General features: G+C 69.5%; 11 protein-coding genes. 7 read left to right on the plus strand and 4 right to left on the minus strand.

The features are described 5' to 3' along the window. Positions 1-147: 147 nt before the first annotated feature. Positions 148-366: a glycine zipper 2TM domain-containing protein gene (locus GT347_RS04595; protein ID WP_160550838.1), complete on the plus strand. Its 219-nt coding sequence runs from the start codon at positions 148-150 to the stop codon at positions 364-366. A 3-nt stretch (positions 367-369) separates the two neighbouring features. Here the strand turns inward: GT347_RS04595 and GT347_RS04600 are convergent, their stop codons facing one another. After that, positions 370-1,014, minus strand: coding sequence for a DedA family protein (locus GT347_RS04600; protein WP_160550839.1), 645 nt, complete (start codon positions 1,012-1,014; stop codon positions 370-372). Between the two features lie 60 nt (positions 1,015-1,074). Here GT347_RS04600 and mutL point away from each other — a divergent pair, with 60 nt between their 5' ends. The 6 genes from mutL (at position 1,075) to GT347_RS04630 (ending at position 9,421) form a co-directional block, all read left to right on the plus strand. Continuing rightward, on the plus strand, positions 1,075-2,937 hold the full coding sequence (mutL, locus tag GT347_RS04605; protein WP_160550840.1) for a DNA mismatch repair endonuclease MutL: 1,863 nt from the start codon (positions 1,075-1,077) through the stop codon (positions 2,935-2,937). Positions 2,938-3,054: 117 nt separating this feature from the next. After that, positions 3,055-3,990 carry an alpha/beta hydrolase gene (locus tag GT347_RS04610; RefSeq protein WP_160550841.1) on the plus strand — a complete coding sequence of 312 codons (936 nt, stop codon included), beginning with the start codon at positions 3,055-3,057 and terminating at the stop codon, positions 3,988-3,990. 31 nt (positions 3,991-4,021) lie between these two features. Continuing rightward, complete coding sequence (gene miaA, locus GT347_RS04615) at positions 4,022-5,050, plus strand: tRNA (adenosine(37)-N6)-dimethylallyltransferase MiaA (RefSeq protein ID WP_160550842.1); 1,029 nt, start codon at positions 4,022-4,024, stop codon at positions 5,048-5,050. Further along, entirely contained in the window at positions 5,047-5,721 is a 675-nt protein-coding gene (locus GT347_RS04620; RefSeq protein WP_160550843.1) for an ABC transporter ATP-binding protein, read from the plus strand. The genes miaA and GT347_RS04620 overlap by 4 nt, the downstream gene beginning before the upstream one ends. Before the next feature lie 11 nt (positions 5,722-5,732). Continuing rightward, on the plus strand, positions 5,733-8,312 hold the full coding sequence (locus tag GT347_RS04625; RefSeq protein ID WP_160550844.1) for an ABC transporter permease: 2,580 nt from the start codon (positions 5,733-5,735) through the stop codon (positions 8,310-8,312). After that, on the plus strand, positions 8,309-9,421 hold the full coding sequence (locus GT347_RS04630; RefSeq protein WP_229722689.1) for a lipocalin-like domain-containing protein: 1,113 nt from the start codon (positions 8,309-8,311) through the stop codon (positions 9,419-9,421). The genes GT347_RS04625 and GT347_RS04630 overlap by 4 nt, the downstream gene beginning before the upstream one ends. 634 nt (positions 9,422-10,055) lie before the next feature. On the opposite strand, the gene GT347_RS04635 is transcribed toward GT347_RS04630, so the two are convergent. From GT347_RS04635 to GT347_RS04645, 3 genes are all read right to left on the minus strand, one after another. Continuing rightward, positions 10,056-11,033, minus strand: a complete 978-nt coding sequence (locus tag GT347_RS04635) for a branched-chain amino acid ABC transporter permease (protein WP_160550845.1) — start codon at positions 11,031-11,033, stop codon at positions 10,056-10,058. Positions 11,034-11,039: 6 nt separating this feature from the next. Next, positions 11,040-11,915: a branched-chain amino acid ABC transporter permease gene (locus GT347_RS04640; protein WP_160550846.1), complete on the minus strand. Its 876-nt coding sequence runs from the start codon at positions 11,913-11,915 to the stop codon at positions 11,040-11,042. 127 nt (positions 11,916-12,042) lie between these two features. Then, positions 12,043-13,239 (minus strand): ABC transporter substrate-binding protein, encoded by a 1,197-nt coding sequence (locus GT347_RS04645; protein WP_160550847.1) that lies wholly within the window; start codon positions 13,237-13,239, stop codon positions 12,043-12,045. Positions 13,240-13,241: the final 2 nt, after the last annotated feature.

The raw sequence follows: 13,241 nt of genomic DNA on the forward strand, positions 1-13,241 counted from the left end.
CACGGGCTAAATCCCGGGGTGCGCTGGCCTCGCCAGACGACAGGCGCGGCCGTCATGCGCCTACAGGCGGGCGTGATTCACCTTCATAAAGTGGCGACACAGGTTTTCAAGAAGCCTGACTTCGAAACAAACCAAAAGGTGAACCCAATGAAGAAGACGAACATCCTCCTCGCCGCCGCAGCAGCCGCCATCGTCAGCCTGAGCGGCTGTGCCGGCGGTGGCCCGACCAACGCACAGGTCGGCACCGGCGTCGGCGCCGTGGCTGGCGGCGTGGCCGGCAACGCGCTCTTCGGCAGCACGCTGGGCACCGTCGGCGGCGCCGCGGCCGGCGCACTGGTCGGCAACGAAGTCGGCAAGCGCCGCTAACCCTCAGACGGCCTTCTGGCGCCCCGAGCGCCAGGCGCCGTAGATCGCCAAGGCGCTGGGCACCAGGATCAGCGCCCAGATGATCTTTTCCAGGTTGGACTTGACCCACTCGAGGTTGCCGAAGAAGTAACCCGCCAGGCTCAGGCCCACCACCCAGACAATCGCGCCCGCCACGTTGAAAAGCGTGAAGCGGGCGCGGTTCATTTCGGCCACGCCCGCCACGAAGGGCGCGAAGGTGCGGATGAAGGGCATGAAGCGCGCCGCGATCACCGCCACGCCGCCGTACTTCTCGTAGAAGGCATGGGCCTGGTCGAAGGCCTTGCGGTTGAAGAAGCGTGAATCCTCCCAGCCGAAGACCTTGGGGCCCAGCTTGCGGCCGATCATGTAGTTGCACTGGTCGCCCAGCACCGCGGCCACCAGCAGCACCGGCATGGCGATCTTCAGGTCCAGCAGGCCCGAGCCCGAGAGCGCGCCCACGATGAAGAGCAGCGAATCGCCGGGCAGGAAAGGCATGACCACAACGCCCGTCTCCACGAAGACGATGACGAACAAAAGCGCGTAGATCCAGGCGCCATAGGCGGCCACGAAGGCTTCCAGATGCTTGTCGACGTGGAGGATGAAATCCAGAAGGGTATGGAGAAATTCCACGGCGTAGGGGCTCCCTGTGTTGTTGGTCCGCCGACTCTAGCCGACTCCTACAATTCGCCGATGACCGTGATTGCCGACCGCCGACCCATCCGTGAACTGCCCGACGAGCTGATCAGCCAGATCGCGGCCGGCGAGGTGGTGGAGCGGCCCGCCTCGGTGGTGCGCGAGCTGGTCGACAACGCCCTGGACGCCGGGGCCGCCCAGATCACCGTGCGCCTGCTGGCCGGCGGCGTGCGGCTGATCGCGGTGGAGGACGACGGCTCCGGCATTCCCGAACCCGAACTGGCCACCGCCCTCAAGCGCCACGCCACCAGCAAGATCGCCAGCCTCGCCGATCTGGAATCGGTGGGCACCATGGGTTTTCGCGGCGAGGCGCTGGCCGCCATCTCCTCGGTGTCGGAGCTGTCCTTGCTCTCGCGCACCGCGGCGCAGCCCAACGCCTTTCTGCTCGACGGCCGCAGCGGCGAACTGCGGCCGGCGGCGCGCGGCGTGGGCACCTCGGTGGAGGTGCGGGAGCTGTTCTTCGCCACGCCGGCCCGCCGCAAGTTCCTGAAGACCGACGCGACCGAACTGGCCCACTGCATCGAGGCGGTGCGCCGCCATGCCCTGGCCCGGCCGGACGTGGGTTTCGCGATCTGGCACGAAGGCAAGCTGGTCGAGCAGTGGCGCCGCTGCGAGGGCTCCAGCGCCCAGGCACATGACCGTCGCCTGGCCGACGTGCTGGGCGAGGACTTCCTGGAGCGCTCGGTGCTGGTCGAACACCGCAGCGGCAACCTCACCGTGCGCGGCCGCGCCGGCGTGCCCGATGCGGCGCGCTCCCGTTCGGACTGGCAGTACTGCTGGGTCAACGGCCGTTATGTGCGCGACAAGGTGATCGGCCATGCCGCCCGCAGCGCCTACGAGGACGTGCTGCACGGCCAGCGCCAGCCGGTGTATGCGCTGCATGTGGCGGTGGACCCGGCTCGCATCGATGTGAACGTGCATCCGACCAAGATCGAGGTGCGCTTTCGCGACAGCCGCGAGGTGCACCAGGCGGTGCGCCATGCGGTGGAGAACGCGCTGGCCGCGCCGCGCGCAGGCGCGACGAACGGTGCCGCTTCGCTGCTGCCCGCGTCCGCGCTCCCGGCGGAAGACGCTGCTTCCGCCACGGTCATGCCGACGGCCTTCTCCTCGACAGCCGCACCCGCGCCCTACCGTCAGTTCCAGCAGGGACTGGGCCTGGAGCCCTCCGGCATTCGCGTGGAAGAACTGGGCGCGTTGTGGCAACCCAGCCCGCGGCCGCAAGACGCTCCCGTCGTGGCTCCGGCTCCCGCCACGCCCGCGCCCCTGCCCGATGGCGACTGGCCCCTGGGCCGCGCCCTGGCCCAGCTGCAGGGCATCTACATCCTGGCCGAGAACACCCAGGGCCTGATCGTGGTCGACATGCATGCGGCCCACGAACGCATCGTCTACGAGCGGCTCAAGACCCAGCTCGATGCCGACCGCATCGCCAGCCAGCCGCTGCTGATCCCGGCCACCTTCGCCGCCACGCCGCAGGAAGTGGCCACGGCCGAAGGCTGCGTCACCGTGCTGGCCACGCTGGGACTGGAGATCACCCCGTTTTCGCCGCGCACCCTGGCGGTGCGGGCGGTGCCCACCTCGCTCGCGCAGGGCGACGCGGTGGAGCTGGCCCGAAGTGTGCTTGCGGAACTGGGGCAACACGATGCCAGCACCGTGGTCCAGCGTGCCCGCAATGAATTGCTGGGCACCATGGCCTGCCACGGCGCGGTGCGGGCCAACCGCCGCCTGACGCTCGAAGAGATGAACGCGCTGCTGCGGCAGATGGAAACCACCGAGCGTTCGGACCAGTGCAACCACGGCCGGCCCACCTGGCGCCAGCTGACGGTGCGCGAGCTCGACGCCCTGTTCCTGCGCGGCCGCTGATCGTCCGATCAGAGGGCCGATCCTGTTGCAATTTCGGCGGTGGACCCTGTCCACCGACTGTGTACCTGGACGTTAACCAACGGAACCAATCCTTTTCCAACGCGCTCGATCATCCTCATGACCAAAGCCCGCCCTTACTTAGCGTCCCTGGCCGTCGGCATGGCGGTGCTGGCGGGATGCTCGACACTGGACTACAAGCAGCGCGAATGGATCTTCCAGCCCAGCGACCGTGCCTGGGGCAATGTGCAGGAAGCACCGGACATGCAGGACGTCTGGATCGACTTCCAGTCCGACACGGAAGCCGGCCCCGGCCGGCTCCACGCCCTGTGGCTGCCCGCCGCCACGCCCGAGAACCTGCCGCGCGCCGTCGCCGCCAAGGACAGCGAGACCCGCAGCGGCCCGCCCGTGCTGCTCTACCTGCACGGTGCACGCTGGAACGTGCTGGGTTCGGCCGGCCGCATCCGGCGCATGCAGGAGATGGGTTTCTCGGTACTGGCCATCGACTACCGGGGTTTCGGCAAGAGCAGCGAAGCCCTCCCCTCCGAAGACACCGCCCGTGAAGACGCCCGCGCCGCCTGGGAATGGCTGGCCAAACGTTTCCCGGACCGCTCGCGTTATGTCTTCGGCCATTCGCTGGGCGGCGCCATCGCCATCGACCTGGCCACCAATATCGACGACGCCAGCGGCGTGATCGTCGAAGGCACCTTCACCAACATCACCGATGTGGTGAGCAATTTCAAATGGGGCTGGCTCCCGCTGTCGGCCCTGATCACCCAGCGCTTCGAATCCATCGACAAGGTGCGCCGCATCCATGCGCCGTTGCTGGTGGTGCACGGCACCGACGACAGCGTGATCCCCGCGGCCCTGGGCAAACGGCTCTATGAGGCCGCCTCGGTGCCCAAGCAGTTCGTGCTGGTGCAGGGCGGATCGCACTACAGCACCAATGCGGTCGGCGAGGCCCAGTACCGGCGGGCGCTGCATGGGCTCTTCGGGCTCAACACGCTGGAAGCCCCGCAGGTGGCGCAGGCCGGCACGCTGGGCGCCACGCCCTGAAGCTTCGCAGGCGGTCTGCTAACCTCGCCCGATGAGTGGCGCCGCGACGAGTCTTTCTTCCCCTTCTTCCGTTACCGGCAGCGGCCTTCCGGTAATCGCGCTGGCCGGTCCCACGGCTTCGGGCAAGACGGCCGCGGCCCTGGCGCTGGCCCGCCACCTGGCGCCGCGCTTTCCTGTCGAGATCGTCAGCGTCGATTCGGCCCTGGTTTACCGCGGCATGGACATCGGCACCGCCAAGCCCGACGCGGCCGAGCTGGCCGCCGTGCCGCACCACCTGATCGACATCCTGGATGCCGCCGAACGCTACAGCGCCGCCGCCTTCGTGGCCGATGCCGGACGCTGCATCCGCGAGATCCGCCAGCGCGGGGCCCTGCCCCTGCTGGTCGGCGGCACCATGCTGTACTTCAAGGCCTTGTTCGATGGCCTGGATGCGATGCCGGCGGCCGACCCCGCGATCCGCGCGGCCCTAGACGCCGAAGCCGCCGAGCGCGGCTGGGCCGCCCTGCATGCCGAACTGGCGCTGGTGGACCCCGCCACCGCGCAGCGCCTCGCCCCGCTGGACAGCCAGCGTATCCAACGTGCGCTGGAAGTCTTCCGCGCCACCGGCCAGCCGCTCAGCAGCTTCCACCAGCGCCAGCAGCGCGCCGCTTCAGCCGCGGGCGAGCCGAGCGCCGCCACCCTGGTCTCGCTGGAACCGGCGGACCGCGCCTGGCTGCACCGGCGCATCGCCCAGCGCTTCGACACCATGCTGGAGCAGGGTTTTCTGGACGAAGTACGCAGCCTGCGCGCACGCGGCGACCTCTCGCTCGACCTGCCCTCGATGCGCTGCGTGGGCTACCGCCAGGCCTGGGAAACCCTGGACCAGTCCGCCCAACCCGATGCACGCCAGCTGCAGGACCTGCACGAACGCGGCGTCGCCGCCACCCGGCAGCTCGCCAAACGCCAGTTCACCTGGCTGCGCAGCCTGCCGCAGCGGCAGGTGGTGCCGGCCGATGCGCCGGATGCCCTGCAGCAGGTGATCGCCGCGGTGGACGGCCTGCTGGCGCGTGTGCCGGCATGAGCGCTGACGCGGCGGTCGCCGTCCATGACCTGGCCAAGCGCTACGGCCCCGCCGCGGTCTTCGAGCATGTGGATTTCTCGGTCGCCGCCGGGGAGTTCGTCGCCATCGTCGGGCCCTCGGGGGTGGGCAAATCCACCCTGCTCAACTGCCTGGCCGGCCTGGACCGCTGGGACCAGGGCTCGGTGCGGGCCGCGGGCGTGACGCTGGACACGCTGGATGAAACCGCCCGCGCCCTGTGGCGCCGCCAGCATGTGGGCTTCGTCTTCCAGGCCTTCCATGTGCTGCCGCACCTCGACGTGGCGCAGAACATCGCCATGCCGCTGCTGCTGCTGGATGTGCCCAAGGCCGAACGCCAGGCACGGGTGCAGGCCATGCTCGAAGCCGTCGGCCTGCAGGGCCTGGGGCAGCGCCTGCCGCAGCAGCTCTCCGGCGGCCAGCTGCAGCGGGTGGCGATCGCCCGCGCGCTGGCCCACCGGCCGGCGCTGCTGCTGGCCGACGAGCCCACCGGCAACCTCGACCCCGAAACCGCCGCCCAGGTGATGGAGCTGCTGGTGGCCGAGGCCCGCCAGAACCGCGCCGCCCTGGTGCTGGTCACCCATTCGGACGGCGCCGCCGCCCGCGCCGACCGCCGGCTGCGCCTGGCGCGCGGCGGCATCGCCGACATCGGCTGAGCCGGATCGCCATGCAGGCCGGCGCACGCGAGCTGTTCATGGTCTTCTCCTGGCAGGAGATCCGCCGCCATCCGGCGCGCCAGCTGGTCGCCGTGATGGCCGTGATGCTGGGCGTGGCCCTGGCCTTCGCGGTGCACCTGGTCAACGCTTCGGCGCTGGACGAATTCGCCCAGGCCGCCCGTTCGCTCGACGGCCGGCCCGACCTGGAACTGCGCGCGGTGCGCGAGACCTTTTCCGACCAGGGCCTGGCGCGCATCTCCGCCCTGCCCGGCGTGGCCGTCGCGGTGCCGGTGCTGGAAGCCACGGTGAACGCGCAGGCCGCCGATGCGCGGCGGCCCATCGCCCTGCGCCTGCTCGGCACCGATGCGCTGTCGGTGGCCCGTACCGCACCCGCCCTGCTGCCGCAGACCCTGCCCGGCGCCGACCGGCTGGACCTGTTCGCGGGCGATGCGGTCTTCCTCAACGCCGCCGCGCTGCGGGCCCTGGGATTGGACGGCCAGGCCCGCGCTGGCGCGGCGCTGCGGCTGCAGGCCGGACTATCGCGCCACGAACTGCGGCTGGCCGGCACCGTGGCCGCCGGCGGCGCGCCGCTGGCCGTGATGGACATCGCCGCCGCCCAGGCCGTGCTGGGGCTGGGCGGACAGCTCTCGCGCATCGAGCTGCGGCTGTCGCCCGGCGCCGATGCGGCCACGACAGCCAAGGCCCTGCAGGCCTTGCCCGACGCCGCCGGTGCAGCCGTGGCGGCGCCGGAAGACAGCAGCAGCCGCATCGGCAACCTGTCGCGCGCCTACCGCGTCAACCTCGCGGTGTTGGCGTTGATCGCGCTGTTCACCGGCGCCTATCTGGTCTTTTCGATGACCGCGCTGTCGGTCGCCAAACGGGCGCCGCAGTTCGCCCTGCTCGGCGTGCTGGGCCTGACGCCGCGCGGCCGGCGCGCCCTGGTGCTGGCCGAGGCCGGCCTGCTGGGCGCCATCGGAAGCGGCCTGGGCCTGCTGCTGGGCGGCACGCTGGCCGCGCTGGCGCTGCGGCTGCTGGGCGGCGACCTGGGCGGCGGTTATTTCGGCGGCGGCACGCCGCGCCTGCAGCTGGAGCCGGCCGCCGCCCTGGTCTACGGCCTGCTCGGCATCGCCGCCTCGCTGGTCGGCGCCTGGTGGCCGGCCCGTACCGCCGACCGCCTGCCGCCGGTGCACACCCTCAAGGGACTGGGCGCCGGGGCCGACGCACCGCCCCGTCCGGCCATCGCGCTGCTGCTGCTCATCGGCGGCGGCCTGCTGGCGCTGGCGCCGCCGATCGCCGGGATACCGCTGGCCGCCTATGCCTCGGTGGCGCTGATCCTGGTCGGCGGCATCGCCGCCCTGCCCTGGCTGGTCGGCCTGCTGCTGGACCGGCTGGAGCCGCTGGCGCAGAACCAGGTCCTGGCCCTGCTCGGCGTGGAGCGTGCCCGCCGCATGCGCGGCACGGCGGCGGTGGCCGTCGGCGGCGTGGTGGCCTCGCTGGCGCTGGCGGTGGCGCTCACGGTGATGGTGGCGAGTTTCCGCGGCTCGGTCGCCCAGTGGCTGGACAGCGTGCTGCCCGCCGACCTGGTCCTGCGCCTGGCCGCACCCGGCAACGCTTCGGACGCCGCCGCGTTCGATGCCGGTCTGGCCGGCGCCGCCAGCGCCCTGCCCGGCATCGCCCGGGTGCAGGCCGCCCGGCTGCAGCGCCTGCAGCTCGATCCGGCGCGGCCGGCGGTGCTGCTGGTGGCCCGCCCCATCGACAGCACGCCCGGAGGCGCCGCCCAGGTGCTGCCGCTGCGCGATACGCCGCTGGCGCCTCCGCCCGGGCAGATCGCCATCTACGTCAGCGAAGCGATGGAGCAGCTCTACGGCGCCCACCCCGGCACCTTGTTCCCGGCGCTGGACCGGGCCTTCCCCGAAACACCGCCCGGCCGCTTCTTCGTGGCCGGCGTGTGGCGCGACTACGCCCGCCAGTTCGGCGCCATCGCCATCGACCGCGATGCCTACCGGCGCCTGTCCGGCGACGACCGGGCCAACGAACTGGCCTTGTGGCTGGCACCCGGCGCCGACATCGCCGCCGTACGGCCCGCGCTCGCCGCGCTGGTGCGCCAGCGCTCCGGCGGCGCGGAGCCCGAGATCGCCTCCAGCGCCGAACTGCGCGGCACCGCCCTGCGCATCTTCGACCGCAGTTTCGCCGTCACCTACTGGCTGCAGGCCGTGGCCGTGGGCATCGGCCTGGCCGGCGTGGCGGCCAGCTTCGGCGCGCAGGTGCTGGCCCGGCGCAAGGAGTTCGGCCTGCTCGCCCACCTGGGGCTGACACGCCGGCAGATCCTGGCGGTGGTCGCCGTGGAAGGCGCCGCCTGGACGGCCATCGGCGCGGTGGCCGGCGTGGCGCTGGGCCTGGCTGTGGCGGCGGTGCTGGTGCATGTGGTCAATCCGCAGAGTTTTCACTGGACCATGGACCTGCGCATCCCCGCCTGGCGCCTGGGCCTGCTGGCCCTGGCCGTGGTGGCCGCCGGCACCGTCGCCGCGCGCCTGGCGGGCTCGGCGGCGGCCAGCCGCGATGCGGTGCTGGCGGTGAAGGAGGACTGGTGAACACGCGCCGCCAATGGCTGGCCGCCGCCGCGCTCGCGCTCGGCCTGCCGCCGCTGCGTGTGTTCGCCGCGCCGGCCGGCCTGGTCTTTCCGCGCGACTTCGGCGCCCATCTCGAAAGCCGCACCGAGTGGTGGTACATCACCGGCCACGCCGTGCAGGGCGCGCGCCGCTTCGGCTTCCAGATCACCTTCTTCAAGAGCCGGGTGCCGGGTGCGCAGTCGCTGGAATCGCGGCTGGCGGCGCGGCAATTGCTGTTCGCCCATGCGGCGATCACCGACATCGGCGGCGCCAGGCTGCTGCACGACCAGCGCATGGCCCGCTGGTCCGGCCTGCCGCAGGCGCAGGACGGCTTCGGCCAGGGTTTCGCCTCCCTGGCCGATACCGATCTGCGTATAGGCACCGGCGACAGCGCCTGGACGCTGCGCCGCCAGGGCGCTCAACTGCACGCACGCGCCGTCTCCGAACATTTCGCCTTCGATCTCGACCTGTCCGCGACCCAGCCCGTGCTGCTGCAAGGCGCGGGCGGCATCTCCCAGAAAGGGCCGCTGCCCGAACAGAACAGCCACTACTACAGCCTGCCGCAGCTGCAGGTGCGCGGCCAGCTGCAGGTGGATCGCCAGCGATTTGCCCTCGACGCGGCAGGCCCCGCCGACAACGCCGCCTGGCTCGACCACGAATGGAGCGCCGAGATCATGCCGCCCGGCGCGGTCGGCTGGGACTGGACCGGCATCAACGGTTTCGACGGTGCGGCCCTCACCCTGTTCCGCCTGCGCCGCGCGGATGGCGGCGCGCTCTGGGCCGGCGGCTCCTGGCGGGCTTCAGCCCAGGCGCCTGTGCAGAACTTGGCGCCGGAGGGCATCCGCTTCGAAGCGCTGCGCCACTGGACCAGCCCACGCACCGGTGTGCGCTACCCCGTCGAATGGCGGCTCGACACCCCCGTCGGCCGCTTCAGCCTGCATGCCCTGCTGGACGACCAGGAACTCGACAGCCGCGCCTCCACCGGGGCGGTGTACTGGGAAGGGATTTCGGAGTTGCGCGATGCCCAGGGCAAAGCTGTGGGCCGTGGTTATCTGGAACTCACCGGATATCAAGCGCCGTTGAGGATGTAGGGCGGTTGGCCTTTTCTACTTCTTCTACTCCTACTGAGGGTGGAGGTGGGGCTGGCGTCGCCCCACACCCCCGGTAACTTTCTTTCCATTGAAAGAAAGTCACCAAAGAAAAATTAAAAAGCGGGATCGGGGACGGGCTTTCGCCCGGGTCGGGCCTTTGTTTCGCTGCGCTTCACTCGGCTCTCCGCATGGCGAATTGGGCTCAGCAACGATTGCTGATGCTCGAGGATCGGGACGCTCGTTCGCCAAAAGCTTCACGCTCAGCCGACCGACAAGTTTGATCAAGCGCCGCGTCCAATCCGCTGGAAACCGCCAGTGCACCAAAACAAGCGTTCACCAAGCGCGTCAGTGCGTGAAGCTTTTGGCGAGCGGGCGGCCCGAACCTCGAGCATTCGTTCCGGTTGCTGAGCTCACTACGCCATGCCGAGAGCCGAGTGAAGCGCAGCGAAACAATGACCCGACCCGGGCGAAAGCCCGTCCCCGATCCCGCTTTTTAATTTTTCTTTGGTGACTTTCTTTCAATGGAAAGAAAGTTACCGGGGGTGTGGGGCGACGCCAGCCCCACCTCCACCCTCGGTAGGAGTAGAAGAAGTGAATCAAGGGACCAACAAGCAGCGGACCAGAAATACCAAACTCACCGCCTCCCCCGCAAGGCCAAAGCCTGCACTTCCCCCATCACCCCGCGCCGGAACGCCAGCACGCAGACCACGAAGATCAGCCCGGTCACCATGGTCACCGACTCACCCAGCGTGCCGAACCAGCCGACCCCGGTGAGCGATGCCAGCCCGTTGCCGATCTCCCCGAGCTTGTTCTCCAGCAGCACCACCACGCAGGCACCGACGAGCGGTCCGGACAGGGTGCCCATGCCGCCCACCAGCGTCATCAGGATCACCGCACCGGAAGCCGTCCAGTGCACATCCGACAGCGTGGCGAAACCCAGCACCAGCGTCTTCAACGCCCCCGCCAGCCCGGCCAGCGCGGCCGACAGCACGAAGGCCAGCAGCTTGAAGCGGTGCGTGTCGTAGCCCAGCGAGATGGCCCGCGGCTCGTTCTCCTTGATGCCGCGCAGCACCTGCCCGAACGGCGAATGCACCGTGCGCACGATCAGCAGAAAGGCCAGCACCACCACCGCCAGCGCCACGTAGTACATGGTGCGGTCGTCGCCCAGGTCCAGCAGGCCGAAGAGCTTGCCGCGCGGCACGCCCTGCAGCCCGTCCTCGCCGCCGGTGAACGGCGCCTGCAGCGCGGCGAAATACACCATCTGCGCCAGCGCCAGCGTGATCATCGCGAAGTAGATGCCCTGGCGCCGGATCGCCAGCAGCCCGAACAACAGCCCCAGCAGCGCGCCCACCGCCGTGCCCAGCAGCAGGGCCAGCTCGGGCGTGAAATGCCAGGCCTTGATCGCATGACCCGCCACATAGGCCGATCCCCCGAAGAAGGCCGCATGGCCGAAGGACAGCAGGCCGGTGTAGCCCAGCAGCAGGTTGAAGGCCACGGCGAAGAGCGCGAAGCACATCAGCTTCATCACGAACACCGGATAGGCGCCGGCGAAGGGCGCGGCCAGCATGGCGATCAGCAGCAGGGCCCAGCAAAGCGGTGCGAGTTTCTTCATGGTGTTTCAGGCTTCCTTTCCGAACAGGCCGGCCGGCCGCACCAGCAGCACCAGGGCCATGATCAGGAACACCACGGTGGACGAGGCCTCGGGATAGAACACCTTGGTCAGCCCTTCGATCACACCCAGCCCCAGCCCGGTAAGGATGGAACCCATGATCGAGCCCATGCCGCCGATCACCACCACCGCGAACACCACGATGATCAGGTTCTGCCCCATCAGCGGCGTCACCTGGATCACCGGCGCCGCCAGCACCCCGGCGAAGGCCGCCAGCGCCACGCCGAAGCCGTAGGTCAGCATCACCATCAGCGGCACGTTCACGCCGAAGGCCTCCACCAGCCGCGGGTTCTCGGTGCCGGCGCGCAGGTAGGCGCCCAGGCGGGTTTTCTCGATCAGGAACCAGGTCGCCAGGCAGATGGTCAGCGAGATCAGCACCACCCAGGCCCGGTAGTTGGGCAGCATCATGAAGCCGACGTTGGTGGCGCCGTCGAGCAGCTCCGGCGGGTCGTAGCCCAGGCCCGAGACGCCGTAGATCGAGCGGAACACGCCTTCGATCAGCAGCGTGAGGCCGAGCGTGAGCAAGAGCCCGTACAGCGGATCGAGCCGGTAGATATGGCGCAGCAGCAGCCGCTCCAGCACGATGCCGAACAGGCCCACCAGCAGCGGCGCCACGATCAGCATCACCCAGTAGTCGATGTTCCAGTAGGTGGCGCCCATCCAGGCGAAGAGCGCCCCCATCATGAACAGCGCGCCATGGGCGAAGTTGATCACCCCCAGCAGGCCGAAGATGACCGCCAGGCCCAGGCTCAGCATCGCGTAGAAAGAGCCGTTGACCAGCCCCAACAGCAGTTGGCTGAGCAATCCAGGCAGGGAAACCGTCATGGGCAGGGCCGTCCGATCAGAAAGAAGCTATCTCATGGAACACCGCCGACCGGCTTTGCCGGTTGGCAGGTGTTGCCCCCGTGAGGGGGTTGGCGAAGACACGAAGTGCGCAGCCTGGGGGTGGTCCTTATTTCCAGAGTTCGCATTTCGTTTCAGCCTTGGTCGTGAAGACCTGCTCTCCCGGCAGCGTGGCGATCACCTTCAGGTAGTCCCAGGGCTTCTTCGATTCGGCCGGCGACTTGGCTTCCACCAGGTACATGTCGTGGATGAAGCTGCCGTCCTGGCGGATGTAGCCCTTGCCGTAGAAGTCGTCGATCTTCATGCTCTTGAGCTGGGCCATGACCTTGTCCGAATCGGTGGTCTTGGCCGCCTGCACCGCCTTCAGGTAGGTGGTGACGGCGGAGTAGTCGGCCGCCTGCACATCGGTCGGCATGCGTTTGGTCTTCTCGAAGAAACGCTGGCCGAACTGGCGGCTGGCGTCGTTGCGGTCCCAGTACCAGCTGGTGGTGTGCAGCAGGCCTTCGGTGTTCTTCAGGCCCAGGCTGTGGATGTCGGTGAGGAACACCAGCAGGCCGGCGGTCTTCATGGTCTTGTTGATGCCGAACTCGCGCGCCGCCTTGATCGAGTTGATCGTGTCGCCGCCCGCGTTGGCCAGGCCCAGGATCTGCGCCTTGGAGTTCTGCGCCTGCAGCAGGAAGGAGGAGAAATCCGAGGCATTGAGCGGATGGCGCACCGCGCCCACCACCGTGCCGCCCTTGGCCTTGACCACCGTGGTGGTGTCGGCCTCCAGCGCATGGCCGAAGGCGTAGTCGGCCGTCAGGAAGAACCAGCTCTTGCCGCCGCGCTCCACCACCGCCGAGCCGGTGCCCTTGGCCAGCGCCACCGTGTCGTAGGCGTAGTGGATGGTGTAGGGGCTGCACTGCTCGTTGGTCAGGGCCGAGGTGCCGGCGCCGTTGTTGAAGTACACCCGCTTCTTCTCGGCCGCCACCTTGGCCGTGGCCAGGGCGGTGCCCGAGTTGGTGCCACCGAAGATCATGGTCACGCCCTGCGTGTCGATCCATTCGCGCGCCTTCGATGCGGCGATGTCGGCCTTGTTCTGGTGGTCGGCGGTGAGCAGCTCGATCGGCTGGCCCAGCACCTTGCCGCCGAAGTCCTCGATGGCCATCTGGATCGCGGTGATGCCGTTCTTGCCCTCGAGGTCGGCATACAGGCTCGACAGGTCGGTGACGAAGCCGATCTTCACCTTCTCCTGCGCCTGCGCGGCGGTGGCGGCGAGGCCGCAGGCGGCCAGGGCGAGAACCAGTTTTCGGACTTTGTGTTGCATGG

Origin of the sequence: Xylophilus rhododendri, from assembly GCF_009906855.1 — a bacterium.
Taxonomy (GTDB): Bacteria; Pseudomonadota; Gammaproteobacteria; order Burkholderiales; family Burkholderiaceae_C; genus Xylophilus; species Xylophilus rhododendri.

Bases quoted from the DNA above. Each gene is read 5' to 3' on its own strand.
- GT347_RS04610 (WP_160550841.1), top strand. From the start codon at position 3,055: ATGACCAAAGCCCGCCCTTACTTAGCGTCCCTGGCCGTCGGCATGGCG.
- GT347_RS04645 (WP_160550847.1), bottom strand. From the start codon at position 13,239: ATGCAACACAAAGTCCGAAAACTGGTTCTCGCCCTGGCCGCCTGCGGC.
- GT347_RS04640 (WP_160550846.1), bottom strand. From the start codon at position 11,915: ATGACGGTTTCCCTGCCTGGATTGCTCAGCCAACTGCTGTTGGGGCTG.
- GT347_RS04625 (WP_160550844.1), top strand. From the start codon at position 5,733: ATGCAGGCCGGCGCACGCGAGCTGTTCATGGTCTTCTCCTGGCAGGAG.
- GT347_RS04635 (WP_160550845.1), bottom strand. From the start codon at position 11,033: ATGAAGAAACTCGCACCGCTTTGCTGGGCCCTGCTGCTGATCGCCATG.
- GT347_RS04620 (WP_160550843.1), top strand. From the start codon at position 5,047: ATGAGCGCTGACGCGGCGGTCGCCGTCCATGACCTGGCCAAGCGCTAC.
- GT347_RS04595 (WP_160550838.1), top strand. From the start codon at position 148: ATGAAGAAGACGAACATCCTCCTCGCCGCCGCAGCAGCCGCCATCGTC.
- miaA (WP_160550842.1), top strand. From the start codon at position 4,022: ATGAGTGGCGCCGCGACGAGTCTTTCTTCCCCTTCTTCCGTTACCGGC.
- mutL (WP_160550840.1), top strand. From the start codon at position 1,075: ATGACCGTGATTGCCGACCGCCGACCCATCCGTGAACTGCCCGACGAG.